This window comes from Acidovorax facilis (genome assembly GCF_050626955.1).
In the GTDB taxonomy this organism is placed as follows: Bacteria; Pseudomonadota; Gammaproteobacteria; order Burkholderiales; family Burkholderiaceae_C; genus Acidovorax; species Acidovorax facilis.
In genome coordinates, this window is sequence record NZ_CP192460.1 from 1,557,589 (window position 1) to 1,577,677 (window position 20,089).

The window sequence follows — 20,089 nt, forward strand, 5'->3', positions numbered from 1 at the left end:
GCAGCGTCGTCCCGTCATCAGCGCCAAGTGCATACAAGAATCAGGCATAGCCCGCCTGTGCCACCGTGGCCAGCAGTTGCGGTGCGCCGCGCAATGACGCAGGTGTTTGCCCTAGCCAGCGCAGGCAATCGCGGCTGAAGTGCGCCTGGTCGGCAAAGCCGTGATCCGCCGCAATTTCGGCCAGCGGCTGCACAGTGCCCAAGGCCTGTGCTGCTCTGCGCACGCGGGCCAGGGCGCACCAGAAGCGGGGCGTTTGGCCGGTGGTACGTTGGGTCAGGCGCTCCAGGCTGCGCTCTGAGACTCCCAGGCTGTGCGCCGCCGCGCCCACGGTGCGGCAATGCGCCAGCGAGCGGAGCGCTTCTTGCGCACGCGGGTCCGCGCGGGTGTGCTGGTCGATGGCTTCCAGCAACAAGGCTTCCGGCGCCGTTGTGCCACCACCGGCAAAGCTGAAGGAGGGCCGCCCTGCGCGGTGCTGGGCCTGCTGCCAGATAGCTTGTGCAGACCTCAACAAGGCTGGTGTGTCAATGCGGGTGCCCGGTACAAGGCGAAAGCCCAGCCATTGTTCGCCCGCACGCCCCGGCACGACCATTGCGGCATCGGCCAATGCAGAGATATGCCAGGCAGACTGGCCGCGCGCATTGGTATGCAGGATGAGGTCGCTGCAGCCATCGGGCAACACCGTGGTGGGGTTGGCGTCGGTGGTGTCGAACTGCCAACGCGCCAGTACCGTGGGTGGCAGCGCAGCAGGTGCGATGGGATGAAGCGGCGTGACGGGCATGGTCGGCAGGGGGCTCAACGCCTTTGGTTGGTGCGAAAACGCACATCGCCTGGCTTGTGCCCTGCATCGATGGTGATGCGAAACGCACGGTCTCCATGGCCGGACTCTGCCCGCGCGGTAAAACGAATGCCTCGGCGCGTGGGCTGGCAGTTCATCTGGGTCAGGGTGAGGGAGGCGTGGTCGTTGTTGATCTGCGCAAAGCTCTCGGAATGGACCTCGGTGGCACTGTCGGTGCCGTCGCGCACGATCCACTGCAGGTACAAGAACGACTGCGCGTAGCGTGTGGCGTGCACGATGCGATACATGCCGCGGCTTTCTCCGGGCTGCTCGGGCGCGGGCCACTGGCCACAGACCTTAATCCAGTCCACATCGGGTGCGGTGGCAAAGGACTCATACGGCATCTCCATCCCCAGTGCGTGGGCCTGGCCCGCGCAGGCCAGCACAGCCGGGGCCAGCCAACGGACAAAAGTATGTGGAACAAGCTTCATCGCTCTCCCTTGCGATACGGCTTCATCAGCGCCTGCGGATACGCCGCCTTGCGCGCCACCAGCACCAGCGCCAGGATCGACAGCAGGTAGGGCAGCATCAGATAGACCTGGTACGGCAGCCATGCATCCCCCGCCTGCTGCAGCCGCAACTGCAGTGCATCAAAAAACGCAAACAGCAGCGCACCCAGCAACGCCTTGCCGGGCCGCCACGACGCAAACACCACCAGCGCCACGCAGATCCAGCCCCGGCCGTTGATCATGTTGAAGAAGAACGCGTTGAACGCCGACAGCGTGAGGAACGACCCCGCCACGCCCATCAACGCCGAGCCCGCCACGATGGCGCCCGTGCGTGTGGCCGCCACCGAGATGCCCTGGCCTTCGGCCGCCTGCGGGTTCTCGCCCACCATGCGCACGGCCAATCCCAGCGGTGTGCGCAGCAGCACCCAGGCCAGCAAAGGCACCAAGAGCAAGGCCAGCAGTGTGAGCGGCGTTTGTGCCGACAGGATAGGAATGCCCAGCCACTCCATCGGTGCAAACGGTTCGATGGTGGGCGGCGTGTTGACCTTGGGGAAGCTCACGCGGTAGCCGTAGTAACTGAGCGCCGTGGCCAGCAGCGTGATGCCGAGCCCCGACACATGCTGCGACAGCGCAAGCCCCACGGTGAGCCAGGCGTGCAATAGCCCGAACACCGCGCCGGTGAGCGCCGCCACCAGCACCCCGGTCCACAGTCCATGGCCTGCATACACCGTGAGCCAGCCGGTAAAGGCCCCGGCCACCATGATCCCTTCAATGCCCAGGTTAAGCACACCCGCGCGTTCGCACAGCAAAACCCCCAGCGTGCCCAGGATGAGCGGCGTGGCCACGCGCAGTGTGGCGATCCAGAACGCAGGGTTGGCGAGGATGTCGAGCAGTTCGGTCATGCGGCTGCTCCGGCATGGTTTGCTTTGTTTTTGATAGCTAAAAAGGCATGATGGACGCGCGGTAACGGCCCATTTTTCTTGAAATTTTGGTGTGAATGAAGGTTCATGCCGCCCTCACTTCCAGCGCACGCGGTACTGCGTGAGCAGCCCCGCCACCAGCACTGCGATCAGCGAGGTCGCCACGATCACATCCGCAATGTAGGTCGGCACACCCACCGCGCGGCTCATGCTGTCAGCCCCCACCAGCACGCCCGCCACAAAGGTGCCCGCCGCAATCACGCCCAGCGGGTGGAGCCCCGCCAGCATGGCGATCACGATGCCGCTGTAGCCGTAGCCGGGGGACATGTCCAGCGTCACATAGCTGGTGCGGCCCGCCACCTCGATGGCCCCCGCCAGCCCGGCCAGACCGCCCGAGAGCAGGGCCCCCAGCACCACCGTGCGGGTGATGGGCACGCCCGCAAAGGCCGCTGCCCGCGCATTGGCCCCTGCAGCGCGAATGTCAAACCCCGGCACCGTGCGCGCCAGCAGCGCCCACAGCATCACGGCCAGAGAGATGGCCCACAGCAGCCCCGTGTGCAGCCGCGTCTGTGGCACCAGCTTGGAGAGCTCCAGGTCGCCCTGCAGCGCCACACTCTGCGGCCAGCCCATGGAAAGCGGGTCTTTCATCGGCCCATCCAGCAGGGCCGACACCAGCAGCAGCATGATGAAGTTGAGCAGCAGCGTGGTGACGACCTCGTCCACCCCCAGCCGCGCCTTCATCAGCGCCGGGCCCAGCAGCAGCGCGGCCCCGGCCAGCGCAGCCGCCAGCATCATGAGCGGGAAGAGCAGGTAGGGCGACCACTCCAGTCCCGTGCCGCCGTGCATGCCGCCCACGGCCACGGCGGCCAGCGCGCCTGCATAGAGCTGACCCTCAGCCCCAATATTGAACAGCCGGGCGCGGAAGGCCACGGCGGCTGCCAGCCCGGTCAGGATCAGCGGCGTGGCGCGGGTGAGGGTTTCGGTCAGCGCGAACACTGAGCCGAACGCGCCTTGCAGCAGCAATGCATAAGTCTGGCCCACGGGCGCACCGGCCCACAGCACCAGCAGGGCGCTGACGATCAATGTGAACACCACGGCGCCCACCGGTGCCAGCACATAGGCGGCGGGGGAGGTGTGGTTGCGTTTTTCGAGTCTCATGGATTTTTCTTGTTGTCGCTCAGTGGGTCGCACCGGCCATGGCAAGGCCGATGGCTTCGCGCGTCCAGTCTTCTGCGGGCCGGGCCTCGCTCAAGTGCCCGTCGTGCATCACTGCCACGCGGTCGCCCAGCGCCAGCACTTCGTCCAGGTCGTCGGAGATCAGCAATACCGCAGCGCCACTGTCGCGAGCGTTGATGAGCTGCTGCTGCACAAACATCACCGCGCCAATGTCCAGCCCCCAGGTGGGCTGGTGGGCCACGATGAGCTGGGGGGCGGGCGCGGTGTTGCCCGCGCCATTCTGTGGCGGCATCAGCGCCCGGCCTAGGATGAGCTTTTGCATGTTGCCGCCCGACAGCGACCGCGCAGGCGCATCCGGCCCGCCGCCGCGTACGTCAAAAGTCTTGGCCACCCGCTCGGCATGCTGTCGTGCAGCGCCGCGCTTGACCCAGAAGGCGCGGAACCACGGGTGCGAAAACCAGTGGCTGCGCAGGCGTTCGGAAACCGCGTTCTCCCACACCGGCAAATCGCCGACCACACCCACGGCGTGGCGGTCTTCGGGGATGCGGGCCACGCCTTGGCTGACCAGCCAAGCGGGCCGGGCTTGCAGAGGGGCGCCGCGCAGGGTGACCGCGCCGGAGGAGGCCGCACGCACGCCACACAGCACATCGGCCAGCGCCACCTGGCCGTTGCCGCTGACGCCTGCAATTGCCACGATCTCGCCCGCGCGGAGCGTGAGGGACACATGGTTCAATCGATCGCGCCCCGTGGGGGCAGTGCTGACGTTGCTCAGGGTGCAGACAGGCTCGCCTACATGCTGTGCTGGGCGGCGCTCGGCCGCCTCTATCGCATGGCCCACCATCCACTGCGCGAGCCGCCCCTGCGTTGTGCCCTGTGCAGGCGCCTCGGCCACCAGTTTGCCCTGGCGCAGCACGGCCACGCGGTGCGATACGCGCAGCACCTCGCCCAGCTTGTGGCTGATGAAGATGATGGACAGGCCTTGCGCCACCATCTGAGCGAGGGTGTCGAACAGTGCCTCGCTCTCCTGCGGGGTGAGCACGGCAGTGGGTTCATCCAGGATCAGGATGCGGGCGCCCCGGTAGAGCGCTTTCAAAATTTCGACCCGCTGGCGCTCGCCTACCGAGAGACTGCCGACCTTCGCATCGGGGCTCACTGGCAGGCCAAACTGCTGCGAAACGGCCAGCAGCTTGGCCCGCGCTTCGCTGCGGCGCGAGAAGGGCTGCCACAGCGGCTCGCTACCCAGCAGCACGTTGTCCAGCACCGTGAGGTTGTCGGCCAGCGTGAAGTGCTGGTGCACCATGCCAATGCCCGCCGCCAGCGCCGCACGCGGTTGGCCGGGCGGCAGGGGCTGGCCGAAGACTTCGATGCTGCCTTCGTCGGCCACGTAGTGCCCGAAGAGGATGGACATCAGCGTGGACTTGCCCGCGCCGTTTTCGCCCAGCAGGGCCAGTACCTCGCCACGTGCGAGGGCCAGGCTGATGCTGTCGTTGGCGACGAGCTTGCCGAAGCGTTTGGTGATGCCCGACAGGCGCAGGACGGGCGCTGTGGTGGAGTCCATCTACTTCCAGGCCGCCAGAAACGCGCGCAGCACCTTGGCAGAATTGGCCGCCGCCAGGCCCATGAAGGTGCCCATTTCGTTCTCACCCTCGCCACCACCGGCCAGGTCGCTCAGCGAGCGGAAGGCGATGTAGGGCACGCCATTGCTGTGTGCGACCATGGCGGTGGCGGCGGTTTCCATGTCGAGCACGTTGGCCTCGAAGGTCTTGAAGGCGTACTCGCGGAAGGCCTTGTTGTCCACAAAGGCCTGGCCCGACACGCCGTTGCCGCCCACCACCAGTTGCGGGCGCTGCTTCAGGCAGTTGGCGGCTACGCAATGTTCCAGACCTACGTTTTGCAGGCTGCGGGCGGTGGCCAGCATCTTGGGGTCGGCTTCAAACCAGAATTTTTTGGAGAGCTTGGGCTGGGCGGCCGAGCGCACTTCCACGGGGCGCGGGTGCATCATGCCGAAGGCGGGCATCGTCAGCTCGCTTTTCATCCAGGCGGGGGCGCTGTACTGGCCAGGTTTGTCTTCACGCGCCATCAGCCACTCCATGTACTGGCCCCACTGCGCGGGCACCGTGACGTCGCCAATGTGCAGGCTGGGGTTGACGCCGCCCGCGATGCCGCTGAAGACCACATGACTCACGTTGAAGCGGTCCAGCACCAGCTGGGTGTTCATGGCCGCGTTGGTCATGCTGATGCCTGAGAGGAAGACCACCACGGGTTTGCCTTCGAGCGTGCCGGTGGTGAACTCCACGCCGTTGATGCTGTGTTTGGCGGGCCGCTGCACCTGGGGCAGCAGTACGGTCAGCTCAGGGGAAAAGGCGGAGATGACGGCGATGCGGGGCGTGTCGTCCAGCCGCACAGCCGTCTTGCCGGGCGCGGTGGCGGCACAGCCTGCCACCACGGCGGCGAGGGTGAGGGCGCCCAGCAGGCGTGTGCACCGGGAGATCAGGGAGGGCTTGGCGGCGGAGAGGGATTGCATGGGTGTGGTGCCTCGTCAAAGAAAAACAGCGGTGTGCGCAGTCAACGCGAAAAAAACAAACAGGCCACCGCTTTGCTGGGGTGGCCTGTGCACAGACTGGAACAGGGGCGGGCAGGGTGGGTGCCCGCTACATTCAGTGCCTACTTGGCCGTCGATTTTGGCTGGCTGTCGTCCACCTTAACGGTGAACTTGCCCGCCAGGATGTCGGCCTCTTTCGCCTTGACCTTGGCCACGATGTCGGCGGGCACCTTCTTCTCGAACGTGCCCAGCGGCGCGAGTTCAGAGCCCTTGTGCTTCATCATCGAGTACGGGCCGTAGTCTTCGGCGGTGAACTTGCCTTCCTTGACCAGCTTGAGCGCACGGTCGATGCTGGGCTCCATGTGCCAGATGGCCGATGCCACCACCGTGTCGGGGTACTGCGGCTGGGTGTCGATCACGTTGCCGATGGCGAGCTTGCCCTTTTCCTTGGCCGCGTCGCTCACGCCAAAACGCTCGGCGTAGAGCACGTCGGCGCCCTTGTCGATCATTGCAAAGGTGGCTTCCTTGGCCTTGGGCGGGTCAAACCAGCTGTTGATGAAGGTGATGGTGAACTCGACCTTGGGGTTGGTCTCTTTGGCGCCTGCCATGAAGGCGTGCATCAGGCGGTTGACCTCGGGGATGGGGAAGCCGCCCACCATGCCGATCTTGTTCGTCTTGGTCATGCCGCCCGCGACCATGCCGCTGAGGTAAGCGGGTTCCTGGATGTAGTTGTCGAACACGCTGAAGTTGGGCGCCTGCGGCTTGCCGGAGGAGCCGAGCAGAAAGGACGTCTTGGGGAAATCCTTGGCCACCTTGCGGGCGGCGGCTTCCACCGCAAAGGCCTCGCCCAGGATGAGCTGGTTGCCGCCGGTGGCGTATTCGCGCATCACGCGCTCGTAGTCGGCGTTGCTGACGTTTTCGCTGGCCTTGTATTCGATCTCGCCACGTGCTTCAGCGGCCTTCAGGGCCTTGTGGATACGGCTGACCCATTGCTGCTCAAAAGGCACTGTGTAGATAGCCGCGACCTTGAGCTTGGACTGCGCGAAGGCCAATGAGGGCGCCATCGCCATGGCAGCCCAGAGGGCCATGGAGGTGCAGAGCAGGCGTCCGGTGAATATGCGGCGAGTGGTCATGGTGGGGTTCCTTGTGGAATGCAACAAAGGTGTAAGAAGTGTGCTCGGGCATAAGCAATAAGCATGCACACAATCCCTAGCGTGCCTCCTGTGCGCGCGGTATGCAAGTCTTCAAACATTCTGTTTCAAGAACCTGCGCTGAACGCAAGCCGATTACAAAGTTTTCAGATTCGTTGCACTTAGCATCCGGCCCCTAAAAGGGGAGAAGATGTCAAAACATGAAGCAGGGGATGCGTGCATCCCCCCTGTGGCCGCGCCCGCGCCCGAATCCGTAGCGCCGATCCAATTGCCCCAAGTTGGCGCGCCTACTTGCGATGCCTTGGTGGCGCTGGCGTTGATAGCGCGCTTTCACCAAATAGCCGCAGACCCCGCCACCCTGGCCCACCAACTGGGCCTGCAGCCCAGCCAGAGCGCCAGCACCGACGACGTGCTGCGGGCAGCCAAACACCTGGGCCTTAAAGCCAAGCTCTCGCGCACCACCCTGGAGCGGCTGCCCCTGTCCCCTTTGCCCGCCCTGGCCCTGCTGCGCGCGGACGATGGTTCGGCTCGCACCGTGGTGCTGGCCCAATGCGATGGCCAGCGGGTGCTGCTGCAAGACCCTGGCGCCAGCGGCACTGGGGGCCGCCCCGTCATTGAATCCCTGGAGGTGTTCGCCGCTCAATGGACGGGCGCGCTTATTTTGGTCACCAGCCGCGCCAGCCTGGCGGGCGACCTCGCCAAGTTCGACTTCTCCTGGTTCATCCCCAGCCTCATCAAACACCGCAAGCTTTTGGGGGAGGTGTTGCTGATCTCCTTCATGCTGCAGCTCTTCGCCCTGGTCAGCCCCCTGTTCTTCCAGGTCGTGATGGACAAGGTGCTGGTGCACCGCGGCATCACTACCCTGGACGTCCTGGTGATCGGCCTCGTCGTCGTAGTGGTGTTCGAGAGCGTGCTCAACGGCCTGCGCACCTATGTCTTCAGCCACACCACCAGCCGCATTGATGTAGAGCTGGGTGCCCGGCTGTTCCGGCATTTGGTGCAGCTGCCCCTGGCGTACTTCCAGGCGCGGCGCGTGGGCGATTCGGTAGCCCGGGTGCGTGAGCTGGAGAACATCCGCAGCTTCTTGACCGGCAATGCCCTCACTGTCGTGCTGGATGTGCTGTTCTCGGTGATCTTCATCGCCGTCATGTTGTTCTACAGCGTGCCGCTGACGCTGATCGTGCTGGTGAGCCTGCCCCTGTACTTTGGCCTGAGCCTGGCCATCGTGCCCATCCTGCGCAAGCGGCTGGACGTTAAATTTGCGCGGGGTGCAGAGAACCAGTCGATGCTGGTAGAGACCGTGACCGGCATCCAGACCGTCAAGGCCAGCGCGCTGGAGCCATCGTTCGCCCGCCGCTGGGACAACCAGCTTGCCGCCTACGTCAGCGCCAGCTTCAAGACCCAGAACCTGGCTAGCTGGGCACACGAAGGCGTCAACCTGATCGGCAAGCTCGTCAACGCCGCCACCCTGTGGTACGGCGCCCACCTGGTCATGGGCAACGAACTCACCGTGGGGCAGTTTGTGGCCTTCAACATGTTTGCCCAGCGCGTGGCACAGCCCATCATGCGCATGGCCCAGCTGTGGACCGACTTCCAGCAGACCGGCATCTCCATGGCCCGCCTGGGCGACATCCTGAACACCCGCACTGAAGTGCCCCCTAGCAGCGCCGCCCAGCTGCCGCCCATCAATGGCCGCATCACCCTGGATGGCATCCACTTCAGATACCGCCCCGAAGCTGCCCCGGTGCTCGGCGGCGTCAGCCTGGATGTGCGCCCCGGCGAAGTCATCGGCATCGTGGGCCGCTCGGGCTCCGGCAAAAGCACGCTCACCAAATTAGTCCAGCGCCTGTACACCCCCGAGCAAGGCCGCATCCTGGTCGATGGCATCGACATTAGCCTCATCGACGCCGCCCAACTGCGCCGCCAGGTGGGCGTGGTGCTGCAAGAAAACCTGCTCTTTAACCGCAGCGTGCGCGAGAACATCGCCATTGCCGACCCCGCCGCCCCGATTGAAGCAGTCGTGCACGCCGCCCAACTGGCCGGCGCCCACGACTTCATCAGCGAACTGCCCGAAGGCTACGACACCCTGGTGGGCGAGCAGGGCGGCAGCCTCTCAGGCGGCCAGCGCCAGCGCGTTGCCATTGCCCGCGCCCTGTTCACCAACCCCCGCATCCTCATCCTGGACGAAGCCACGAGCGCACTCGACTACGAATCCGAAGCCATCATTCAGCGCAACATGCAGCACATCTGCCAGGGCCGCACCGTGCTCATCATTGCGCACCGCCTGTCTGCCGTGCGCCATGCCAATCGGATCATCGTCATGGACAAGGGCCGCATCGTGGAAGCCGGCCCACACGACGCCTTGATACAAAAGCAGCAAGGCCTGTACGCCCACCTGTGGCGCATGCAGGATGGGAGCCGGGCTGGGCCACCAACTGGTAGTGCCACACCGGTCCCGGAGGCAGCGGCATGAACAGCGCAACAACAACAACCGCACCCACGATGGCAAACGCGGCGGCCCCCGCCACCCCGCGCCACCCCGCCATCGAACTGCTGGCCCGTTACCGCGCCATCTTCAAAGCCGCCTGGCAGCATCGCCATGAGCTGGCTGGCCCCGCCCGGCTGACCGACGAGCAGGCCTTCCTGCCCGCCGCCCTGAGCCTGCAAGAAACTCCCGTCCACCCCGCACCCCGGCGCATTGCCTTTGTGCTCATGGCGCTGTTCCTCATCGCCCTGGCCTGGGCCATCTTCGGCAAGATCGACATCGTGGCCGTGGCCCCCGGCCGCATCATCGTCAGCGACCGCACCAAGGTCATCCAGCCCTTGGAGCGCAGCGTGGTGCAACGCATCCTGGTCAAAGACGGCGACCATGTGGAAGCAGGCCAAGCCCTGGTGGAGCTGGACCCCACCACCGCCCAGGCCGACAAAGCCAGCCTGTTTGAGACTCGCAAAGCCGCCCAGTCCGACTGGCTGCGCGCCCGGGCCTTGCTGCAAATGCTATCAAAACAAGAGCTGGTAGCGCATACCCATCAAGCGCTAGATGCCAAAAAAGCTCTTAACCAGGACACCCCAGCAGACTGGACAGCAGCCGACAAGGCCGACACCCAGGCCCAGTTGGCCGCTGAATGGAGCGACATCACCGCCCGCCTGGCCAAGCTGTCGGCCGAACACCAGCGCCGCCAAGCCGAGATGGCCACCGTGCAAGCAATGATCGGCAAGCTCGAAGCCACCGTGCCCATCGCCCGCCAGCGCGAGCAAGACTTCCAGGCCCTCACCGCCCAAGGCTTCATGTCCGGCCACGCCAACCAGGACCGCACCCGCGAACGCATCGAGCTTGAACGCGACCTGGCCACCCAGCAGGCCAGATACCAGGAAGCCCAGGCCGCCCTGCGCGAAGCCGACCAAACCCGCAGCGCCTACTTGGCAGAAACCCGACGCGCCCTGAGCGAACGCCAGGCCCAGGCTGACCTCAAGCGCCACCAGACCGGGCAAGAACTCACCAAAGCCACCCAGCGCGAACAACTGGCCACCCTCACGGCCCCCGTGGCGGGCACCGTGCAGCAATTGGCCCTGCACACCGAAGGCGGCGTGGTCACCGAAGCCCAGGCCCTGATGGTGATCGTGCCCGATGCCGCCAGCGTGAGCGCCGAGGTCACGCTGGAGAACAAGGACATCGGGTTTGTGGCCTCGGGGCAGGACGTGGCGATCAAGCTGGAGACGTTTCCGTTCACCCGGTACGGCACCGTCAAGGCCAGCGTGGACAAGGTCACGCAGGACGCGGTGAATGACGAAAAGCGCGGGGCGATCTTCCCGGCTTTGCTCAAGCTCAGCCAGACCAGCATTGATGTGGACGGTAAACAGGTCAAGCTGGCGCCGGGGATGAATATCACGGCGGAGATCAAAACAGGCCAACGCAGGGTGATTGAGTATCTGCTCAGTCCGATTCAACGGGCAGGGAGTGAGAGTTTGAGGGAGCGGTGACCTACCAATCACTGAATACATGTAAATCACCAACTGGAGGAAATCAATATGACCAACATGCATTTCGACGAAACAACGCAAACGTACCTGGGAATGATCGATCCCTATCGCTGGAATGCGGAAGAACAAGGCGAGGTATTCACGGGGTTTAACAAGCCTCTGCAGGTCACACCGGAGTGGATAGCCCGGTCGCACCTGGATGTGTTTACAAGCTATTGGCAGGGCCAGTGGAACAACGAAGGTGGCGGGGAGATATTTGCGGTCAAGCCTTGGGCTTATATGGAGCAAACCCCAAACATGCTGACCCAGACCACCGATGGTGCGCTGCAGCAGCTGATACAGGCCATGGCGGGGTTTGCGCCAGCGCCAGTGGCCAGCGCGGGGGGCTTGATGGTGGGGTTGTATTCCCCGACGCAGATGTTGGGGGTGGGCACAAATGCTTAGAAATTTGCGCAAACCAAGCGCTATTTCAAAAAATCAAACTAAAAATGCATTTTGCGACAGAGTATCAGCATGATTGGCTTAATTTTATGCATGCTGGTTATTTTCGTGGTGCTGCTCGTCTGGCTTGTTGTTGGACTTGCCGTGAAGCGATTCTCAAAAATGCAGCGAGGGAGGTGCGTAATTACTACATTCGCCGTTGCGGCGATCCTCATACTTGCATTTGCGGATGAAATCATTGGCGGCTATCAATTTAGGGGTCTATGTCGCGCAGATGCAGGATTAGAAGTCGACGTTAAAAAAATAAATGGAAAAATAATTTCAAGCATTACAACTCCAGTGGGTGAGTACATGACCAACACAGCGATTCCAATTCGATATTCTCATACAAGTTATCGAGACAAGGAAACCAATGAAGAATTGGCAAGTGCCAACAGCTATGTAGCTGAAAGCGGGTGGTTGCTTCGTGCTATTGCCATGGGACACAGTGTCCCGCCATTGCTGGTTCAACCATCAACTTGCAGTGGGCCGGGGAATCTGCCTCTTGCAAAAAGATTTAACTTTATCTATCAGGAATAAGTTTAAATATCTCAATACTTATAATCAACTATTTATATGTAAATTCTCCTCTGGAGAAAGCTGTATTCGTTCATGGATTTTATTTAAATATTATTAAAGAAATCTGAAAGCAAATTTATGAAAACAATGTGCAAGCATGACGAACACTAATGATACCTACATCAAAGCGCTTTTGGTGAATGCATTGAAGTCTTGGCAAATAAAAGGCTCAAGTAAATGATTGGACTGTCATTTTTGGCGGTGGGGGTGTTTTGGCTCTGGTTAAGTTGGTTTCTGGCCTCGCGCGTGCCCAAGTGGCTCGGTATCTCCACGCCTGCATGGCAGTGGGTGCTTAGTTCCATCCTGTTTCTGTCTCTCATGGTTGGACCATTTGCAGACCATATCGTGGGGATGCGGCAGTTTGAAAGGCTTTGCGATGAGCAGACTGGGCTTCAGATTTTTTCCACAGCCGAAAAAACCAAGAAGGCTAAAGAGTTACCAGCTAGGTTGGAGCTACTTGCGGGAAATATTATACCCATTGAGCGCCAGCATCGAGAAATTATCGATGCAGATACGAATGAAGTGATTGCGACATATGACTACTTCACGACAGGTGGCGGACGATTGGGTGGACTGATAATGCTTGGGGGGCAATACACCTGTTCAATATCGCAACCACGACATGTTGACCACAAAAAATACTTGTCGTTTGAAAAAAAAGTTAATCTTATCTACGTGAGCAAAAAATGAGTTATATTCAAAAAGCATACATTAACGCTTTGCTCGCTGACGCAGCCTACGTGGAGAGTCTAAAAACTGGGGCAATTAACGCCGGAGATTTTGAGAAGCGCCTCAGCGAAACCCAAGCCAACTACCTTGCAGCCAACTTCACCATCCTCAGCAGTGTCGAAAGTTCAAAACCCCTGGGCAACGGCTTTGACGCCGTCGTATGGCAAGGTAAGGCGGGCACGCCGTATGCCGGTCAGGTGTACGTCTCCATGCGCGGTACGCAAGGGCTTGAGGATATTGCCGACGATGTTGGGCTGGCGGCCTCCGGCGTTCCCATCACGCAGATAGTTGACATGGTCAATTGGTGGCTGCGCGTCAAGACACCGGTCGGCGAACAAAGCCAGCAAATTCAGTTTCTAACTCAGAGCGGCTACACGCTGGCCGCATCGGTAGCCGGCACGGGCGAGGTCTCAACGGCTACAAGCATCACCTCTGTCAATGGCCACAGCCTGGGCGGCTACCTGACGACAGCGTTCACGCGTTTGTTTGGCAACCAAGCAGGTGTTCAGTCGGTCAGCACCTTTAATAGCGCGGGATTTAGCAATGCTGCAGCGTTCAACATTCAAAGCAGCTACGACCAGATTGCCAACGTGCTTGGCTTGAATGGAAGCTTCGGGGGCACCGGCGCCAAGCAAACAAACTACTTCGGCGCAAATGGCATCGAATTCACCACCAACAGCCTCGGCGACATGAGGCTCCCGGGGTTCAATCAATATGGTAGTCGAACTGGGCTGGAGCAAGAAGCCGTGCTCAGTGGTGGCGCTGACCGGGTCATCGCCAACCATTACATGTACAAGTTGACCGATTACCTTGCGCTCGGTGCCGTACTGGAGAAACTTGATCCCAGCTTGAGCTTTGACAAACTCAACACAATGATAAAAGCGGGCAGCAACGACATGGCCGCCAGCTATGAAGGCGTGTTTGATGCAGTTCGCAAGGTTCTCGCTGGCCCCAACGTTGAGGCACTACCAGTCGGTGATGTCAGCGGCAATGCCAGCTCGCGCGGGACATACCATGCTACTTTGGAAACTTTTCAAAACAACCCTTTGGTTAAAGGATTGGATGACCAGTTGCTCATCCGCGCTGCCAGCACTGAATTGCGCACCGCCGCGCGCACCAACTTCGGCGCATTAATAGCACTGAAAGACCTCAGCCCGCTATGGATTGCAGGCAAAGACGCTGCAGCGGATGCACAGCTCACCGCCATCTGGCAATCCAGCCGGAGCGCAGACTATGTTGCCTGGGAGTCAGACAAGACCTCTGCAACTCCCGCCACATTCAGCAATCAGTGGATTGCAGACCGTGCTGCAATGCTGGATGCACTGATAAAGCGCAATCAGGAGGACAACACCAATACCACTATCAGCGGTCCTCAGGACCTGCGTTTCGTTGACACTGCCAGCCAAACGGACCTGCGCCTGGGATCGATTCTCACGGGCGACGCTGACAGAAGACAATTCCGCTTCGGCGACGAAAAAGCAAACATCCTCGCAGGGGGCAGCAAAGAGGACCACCTCTACGGCGGCGCAGGCAACGACACCCTATCCGGCCAAGGCGGTGCTGACCACCTCGAAGGCAATGCCAACGACGACATCCTGGACGGCGGCGCAGGTGGCGACACCCTGCTGGGCGGCGACGGCAACGACACCTACCGCCTCCAAACCGGCTCGGACGGCATCGACACCATCACCGACACCCAAGGTGCCAACGTCATCGAAGTCAACGGCACCGCCGTCAAAGGCGCCTTCAGCCTGGTGGAAGGCATGGGTGGCGACATCTACTACAGCACCGACAAGGCCTACCAGCTGCGCACCACGGTCGATGGCGTGTGGCGGCTTTCTGCCAAGGATGCGGGCACCGGCCAGTATGCGGCGGTGGCGGACCTCAAGGGTTGGAAGGACGGCCAGTTTGGCCTGTCCATCGGCGCGCCCGTTTCCAAGCCCGAGCGCGTGGAGCTGCTCTACCCCAACAGCAATGCGTACCTGGCGTTTGATGCTGCAGCCGCGCCCAAGGGGGTGTACTTTGCGGGTGGCACCAAGAGCGACTCGTTCAACGGCAGCGCCTACAGCGATGTGATCACCACCGGGGGCGGCAACAGCAACTACGTCAACACCTTCAGTGGCGACGACATGGTGGTGGGTGGCACGGGGCGTGAATTCATCCGCACCGGTGCCAATGCTGTCGGCACCAACACCACGGACAACGACATCGCCTTTGGCGGTGATGGATCGGATGTGCTGATGGGCGGTGCGGGAGACGACCAGCTTTGGGGCGGTTTTGACAACGGCGAGAACGCCACCACCGGCGCAGACAGCGGTGACCGCGGCGACTGGCTCAGTGGCGAACTGGGCAACGACATCCTGAATGGCAGCCGCCGCAGCGATGTAGTGTTTGGCGGCGCGGGTGAGGATGTGATGAAGGGCGGTGCCGGCGCGGACCTGATGCTGGGGGACGCGCGCTACACGCCGTTTTCCAAAGCCATCGGCCTGGACTATGCGGAATCGCTCACGCAGTCGTTCATCTGGAGTGATGCGGCTGGCGACATGGTCAAGGTTTCTGCGGGCAACTACAGCCTGCATGCGGTCACCGTGGCGTCTGGGCAGGCCTTTAACTGGACGTGGGCAACTTCCGGCTCCAACGACCACACCCTCACCGCGCCTGTGGGCCTGATCAGCAACCTGCGGCTTGACGCCAACGGTGGCGGCGATGTGATGGACGGTGGCGAGGGCGATGACTGGATGGCAGGGCAGACCGGCAGCGATGTGATGTATGGCGGCGCTGGCAACGACCTGATGTTTGGCGACGACAACGCGACAGCCACCACCACGGCAGAAGCCGACGCGGGGCAGGACCTGATGTACGGCGACGAAGGCGATGACCGCATGTATGGCGGCGCCAAGGTAGACGTGATGGAAGGCGGCGCGGGCAGCGACAAGCTGTTTGGTGAAGCTGGCGGCGACCTCTTGCTCGGAGGTGCCGGGGACGACGAGCTGTCGGGCAACGAAGACGACGATACCCTCAATGGTGGCGAAGGCGCAGACCGCCTGCTGGGCGGCGAAGGCAACGACACCCTGCAAGGCGATGGCGGAGCCGACATTCTGGAAGGGGGCTCCGGCAGCGACATCCTGCACGGCGGCCTGGGGCTGGATCAACTGCAAGGCGGTGATGGCGACGACACGTACGCGTTTGACCTGGGCGACGATGCAGGCGTCATCAGCACGGCCACCGACGCTGCGGGCAACAACACGGTCGTGCTCAGCGGCGGCACGCTCAGCACCATGCAGCTGACGGGCACCGGCAGCGACTGGACCTTGCGCTACTCAGCCAACGACACCGTCAAGCTCTCTGGCAACTTCAGCATCAACTGGGCCGGCAAGATCTACACCACGGCCGAGTTTGTCAAAGCCATTGCAGACGCCACTCCCACGTCCACCCCGCCCGATCCGGATCCCGTCAACCGTGCCCCCACCGTGGCCACGAGCCTGTCCGATGCCATTGCCCGCAAGGGCGAGGCCTGGACCTACCTGGTGCCGATTACCACATTTGCTGACCCCGATGCGGGCGACACCCTGGCCTACCGTGCAACGCTGGCCGATGGCAGTGCCTTGCCCACATGGCTGAGCTTTGATGCTGCCACCCGCACCTTCAGCGGCACAGCACCTGCAAGTGCACCGGCCAGCCCGCTGAGCCTTACGGTAACCGCCACCGACGCGGGCGGGCTCAGCGCCAGCACCGGCTTCACGCTGGACATCACCGCCAGTGCCAATGGCGTGCCGCTGGCCGGGCAGCCGCTGCCCAACGCCAGCGTGGACGAGGACACGGCCTGGACCTACACGGTGCCCGCCGATGCGTTTACCGACCCGGATGCGGGCGACGCGCTGGTCTACACCGCCACCTTGGCCGATGGCAGTGCCTTGCCCACCTGGCTGCAGTTTGATGCGGCCACCCGCACCTTCAGCGGCACGCCGGACAATGGTGATGTGACTGGCAATGCTGCCAACCTGGCCATCGTGGTGCGTGCCACCGACCCCCAGGGCGCCAGTGCCGAGCAGCCCTTGGCGCTGCAGGTGCGCAATGTCAACGATGCCCCCACGGTGGGTGCACCGCTGCCCTCCCAGCAGGTCAAGGAGGGCGAGGCCCTGGCCTTTGCCCTGCCTTCGGATGCCTTTGCGGATGTGGACGCTGGCGACAGCCTGAGCTTGCAGGCAAGCCTTGCAGGTGCGGCCTTGCCCGCATGGCTGCAGTTTGATGCGGCCACGGGTACCTTCTCTGGCCTGGCCCCGGCTGGCTCTGCCGGGGTGCTGGAGGTTGTGGTCACCGCCACCGACGGCGCGGGTGCCACGGCCAGCCAGAGCCTGCAAGTGGTGGTGGCGCCCGGCACGCCTGCCACCAACAACCCACCCACGGTGACGGCTGCACCTGCAGATGCCACCGCCACAGAGAGCGCAGCATGGGCCTACACGCTGCCTGCTGGCACCTTCACCGATCCGGAGGGGCAGGCGCTGGTTTACTCGGCCACACTGGCCGACGGCAGTGCCTTGCCTTCCTGGGTGCAGTTTGAAGCAGCCACGCGCACCTTCAGTGGCACGCCCGGCAGTGCTGCAGTGGGCAGTCTGTCCATCCGTGTGCATGCCACCGATCCCGCAGGGGGAACGGCCAGCACGGTGTTTGCTGTCACGGTGGCGCCGCAATCGTCCGGCAGCGGAGACCAGGTGCTGCACGCCGATGACCAGAACACACCTTTGGTCGGCGGCAATGGCAACGACACACTCACCGGCAGCTGGGCGAGCAGCACCCTGTCTGGCGGCAAGGGCAACGACCGTCTGGTCGCCACGGGCGGGCCGCAAAACGTGCTCGATGGTGGCGAGGGTGATGACGAGATCACCGGCGGCTGGGGCAATGACCGCCTGAGCGGCGGCGAGGGCAACAACACCATCCGCGCCAACGGTGCCAGCAGTGTGATCACAGCGGGCGCGGGCAACGACACCATCACGGGCAGCTGGGGCAATGACCAGATTGATGCGGGTGACGGCGCCAACACCATCGATGCGGGCGGTGGGACCAACACGGTCATCACCGGTTCGGGCAACGATGTGGTTCGTGCCGATGGCATCAACACCATCGCCACCGGCGCTGGCGATGACCAGATCACCACCACCTGGGGTGCAGACACCATCGACGCGGGTGAGGGGGATGACATCGTCAACGCGGGCGGTGGCGGCAACACGCTGCGCGGTGGCTTGGGCGATGACCAGTTCACCAGCACCGACTGGAGCGACGACCGCTACCTGTTCGCCCGGGGCGATGGGCAAGACACCATCAGCGACGGCGGCGGGCAAGACGTGCTGATGCTGGAAGATGTTCGCTCCGATCAGCTGTGGTTCACGCAGGTGGGCAACGACTTGACACTGAATGTGCTGGGCAGCCAGGACACCATCGTGGTCAAGAACTGGTACAGCAGCGGCAATCAGTTCCACATGGAGCAGATCAAGACGTCGGACGGCAAGACGCTGCTGGACGGCCAGGTGCACAACCTAGTGCAGGCGATGTCGGCGTTTGCGCCCCCTGCAGCCGGGCAGACCACGCTGCCTGCCGCTTACCAGTCTGCGCTGGCTCCTGCGTTGGCAGCCAACTGGCAGTGAAGCTCGGCGGTCGCAAGGCCGCATAGATACCCAAGGCCCGCACCTTCAACTAGCGGGCCTTGGCGCGGTACCGACCACTGTGAATCAACAAAGTCGACAAAGGCGGACGTCCGCTCTGAAGCGCGTGTAAGCCACAGAAGGCGCACGGCAATGCGGCCGCCAGATTTTTTGCACCAACAACCTGGAGAAATCAGCCATGAACAACATGCAGTTTGACGAAGCAACGCAAACCTACCGGGGCACGGTCGAGCCCTATCGCTGGAATGCTGAAGAACAAGGCCAGGCATTCATGGGGTTGAACAAGCCCTGGCAAGTCACGCCCGATTGGATAGCCCAGTCGTACCTGGATGTGTTTGCAAGTTATTGGCAGGACCAACCACGCAACGAAGGGAACTGGGAGACCTTCACGGTCAAGCCTTGGGCTTATATGCAGCCAACCCCCAACCCGATTACCCAAACCACCGATGGCGCGCTGCAGCAGCTGATACAGGCCATGGCGGGGTTTGCGCCAGCGCCAGTGGCCAGCACGGGGAGCTTGATGGTGGGGTCGTATTCCCCGATGCAGATGTTGGGGGTGGACGGGGGGAGTTAGAAATTCCAAAGCCCGAGTGAATATTGAAATGCTATTAGAACATTAGCATAAAAACCAATACAGATAAGCGCAGAACACCAAGTTTTCATGAAAAACCCTATTCAAGCGAAACCCCCCTTGCGCAACCGCCAAAGACCCGTTGGTGTGCCCTCCCTGCCTTGGCGCCGTGTGCTTTGGGGCGTGGTCCTGATGGTGGCGGTTTGCGCTGGCGAATCCACCCCCCGCGCCATGGCTGCCGACGCCCCGGCATCCGTGCAGCAGCAATCGCCAAAGGAACGCCAGCGCATCGCGGCAGAAATGTTTCGCGAGCGGTGCAAAAAGGCTGGGGTGTTTATCCACCGCACGGTGGAGGACGTGGAGGGGATTTTCTTGATGAAGCTGCGCCCGAAGGGGCTGAATTTTGATGAACAGTATGTGCTGGATGATCCGTATGGGAGTGATGTTGATGGAGATGGATATATAGAAGTTCTCTTGGAGAGTTTTTATGAATCGTGGCAAAAAACCTCATCAAGTCCGCAGCCTCGTGATGATCGCAAGGGCTATAAATACGTTGAGGCCATTGACCTCAAGGATGGTGTGAGGTATCGGTATACGGGGTCTGTAAAAGCCACTAGAAAAATGGATGCCAATGCACCTAATGTTCAGCTCGAAGTAAGAAGAAATCCTAATTTCGATTTGAATATCTACGATTACATTCTCGAAAGAACTCTATCCAACGCACCCCGCCCCCGCTACGGCATAACCTACGACGACATTTCCACCCGTGAAGAGCGAGACTACTGGATTGCTGGCAGCTCTCTCAAAGTCATCGATATGCAAACCAATGAGGTCATGGCCGAGCGCATCGGGTATATGGTGGATTGGGCGCAAGGGAGCAGTGCGGGCGGACGCTCACCTTGGTTGTTGGCTGCAAATAACGCATGCCCAGAATTTGCCTCACGCCATGGCGCTTCTGCTCAGAGATATCAAACCATTCGTTTTATTAACAAAACTTTAAAGCCTAGGGGGTAAAA

The 20,089-nt window shown here is 62.0% G+C and carries 15 protein-coding genes; 8 read left to right on the forward strand and 7 right to left on the reverse strand.

The window, feature by feature from the left end; all coding sequences use genetic code 11:
* Positions 1–40: 40 nt before the first annotated feature.
* The 7 genes from ACQ4MJ_RS07035 to ACQ4MJ_RS07065 all read right to left on the reverse strand — a co-directional run bounded on the left by ACQ4MJ_RS07035 (position 41) and on the right by ACQ4MJ_RS07065 (position 7,055).
* The gene (locus ACQ4MJ_RS07035; protein ID WP_431149436.1) at positions 41–778 is read right to left on the reverse strand and encodes a helix-turn-helix domain-containing protein; all 738 of its coding nucleotides are present in this window, start codon (positions 776–778) and stop codon (positions 41–43) included.
* A gap of 14 nt (positions 779–792) precedes the next feature.
* A complete protein-coding gene (locus tag ACQ4MJ_RS07040) occupies positions 793–1,266 on the reverse strand; it encodes a hypothetical protein (RefSeq protein WP_431149434.1) in 474 nt (157 codons plus the stop codon).
* A complete protein-coding gene (locus ACQ4MJ_RS07045; RefSeq protein WP_055396734.1) occupies positions 1,263–2,186 on the reverse strand; it encodes an ABC transporter permease in 924 nt (307 codons plus the stop codon). The genes ACQ4MJ_RS07040 and ACQ4MJ_RS07045 overlap by 4 nt, the downstream gene beginning before the upstream one ends.
* Before the next feature lie 114 nt (positions 2,187–2,300).
* Entirely contained in the window at positions 2,301–3,362 is a 1,062-nt protein-coding gene (locus ACQ4MJ_RS07050; protein ID WP_431149433.1) for an ABC transporter permease, read from the reverse strand.
* A gap of 19 nt (positions 3,363–3,381) precedes the next feature.
* Positions 3,382–4,938, reverse strand: coding sequence for an ABC transporter ATP-binding protein (locus ACQ4MJ_RS07055; RefSeq protein ID WP_431149431.1), 1,557 nt, complete (start codon positions 4,936–4,938; stop codon positions 3,382–3,384).
* Positions 4,939–5,904: a 5'-methylthioadenosine/S-adenosylhomocysteine nucleosidase gene (locus ACQ4MJ_RS07060; protein ID WP_228895730.1), complete on the reverse strand. Its 966-nt coding sequence runs from the start codon at positions 5,902–5,904 to the stop codon at positions 4,939–4,941. It abuts the gene before it with no gap.
* A gap of 140 nt (positions 5,905–6,044) precedes the next feature.
* Entirely contained in the window at positions 6,045–7,055 is a 1,011-nt protein-coding gene (locus ACQ4MJ_RS07065; protein WP_431149430.1) for a BMP family protein, read from the reverse strand.
* A 208-nt stretch (positions 7,056–7,263) separates the two neighbouring features.
* On the opposite strand from ACQ4MJ_RS07065, the gene ACQ4MJ_RS07070 reads away from it, so the two are divergent.
* From ACQ4MJ_RS07070 to ACQ4MJ_RS07105, 8 genes are all read left to right on the forward strand, one after another.
* On the forward strand, positions 7,264–9,546 hold the full coding sequence (locus ACQ4MJ_RS07070) for a type I secretion system permease/ATPase (RefSeq protein WP_431149429.1): 2,283 nt from the start codon (positions 7,264–7,266) through the stop codon (positions 9,544–9,546).
* Positions 9,547–9,575: 29 nt separating this feature from the next.
* Entirely contained in the window at positions 9,576–11,054 is a 1,479-nt protein-coding gene (locus tag ACQ4MJ_RS07075; RefSeq protein ID WP_431149428.1) for an HlyD family type I secretion periplasmic adaptor subunit, read from the forward strand.
* Between the two features lie 48 nt (positions 11,055–11,102).
* Positions 11,103–11,498, forward strand: a complete 396-nt coding sequence (locus tag ACQ4MJ_RS07080) for a hypothetical protein (RefSeq protein ID WP_431149427.1) — start codon at positions 11,103–11,105, stop codon at positions 11,496–11,498.
* A gap of 69 nt (positions 11,499–11,567) precedes the next feature.
* Positions 11,568–12,074 carry a hypothetical protein gene (locus ACQ4MJ_RS07085; RefSeq protein WP_431149426.1) on the forward strand — a complete coding sequence of 169 codons (507 nt, stop codon included), beginning with the start codon at positions 11,568–11,570 and terminating at the stop codon, positions 12,072–12,074.
* Between the two features lie 216 nt (positions 12,075–12,290).
* Positions 12,291–12,803: a hypothetical protein gene (locus ACQ4MJ_RS07090; RefSeq protein ID WP_431149425.1), complete on the forward strand. Its 513-nt coding sequence runs from the start codon at positions 12,291–12,293 to the stop codon at positions 12,801–12,803.
* A gap of 29 nt (positions 12,804–12,832) precedes the next feature.
* Positions 12,833–18,484, forward strand: a complete 5,652-nt coding sequence (locus ACQ4MJ_RS07095; protein WP_431149424.1) for a putative Ig domain-containing protein — start codon at positions 12,833–12,835, stop codon at positions 18,482–18,484.
* 196 nt (positions 18,485–18,680) lie between these two features.
* Positions 18,681–19,076 carry a hypothetical protein gene (locus ACQ4MJ_RS07100; protein WP_431149423.1) on the forward strand — a complete coding sequence of 132 codons (396 nt, stop codon included), beginning with the start codon at positions 18,681–18,683 and terminating at the stop codon, positions 19,074–19,076.
* 87 nt (positions 19,077–19,163) lie between these two features.
* Entirely contained in the window at positions 19,164–20,087 is a 924-nt protein-coding gene (locus ACQ4MJ_RS07105) for a hypothetical protein (protein WP_431149422.1), read from the forward strand.
* Positions 20,088–20,089: the final 2 nt, after the last annotated feature.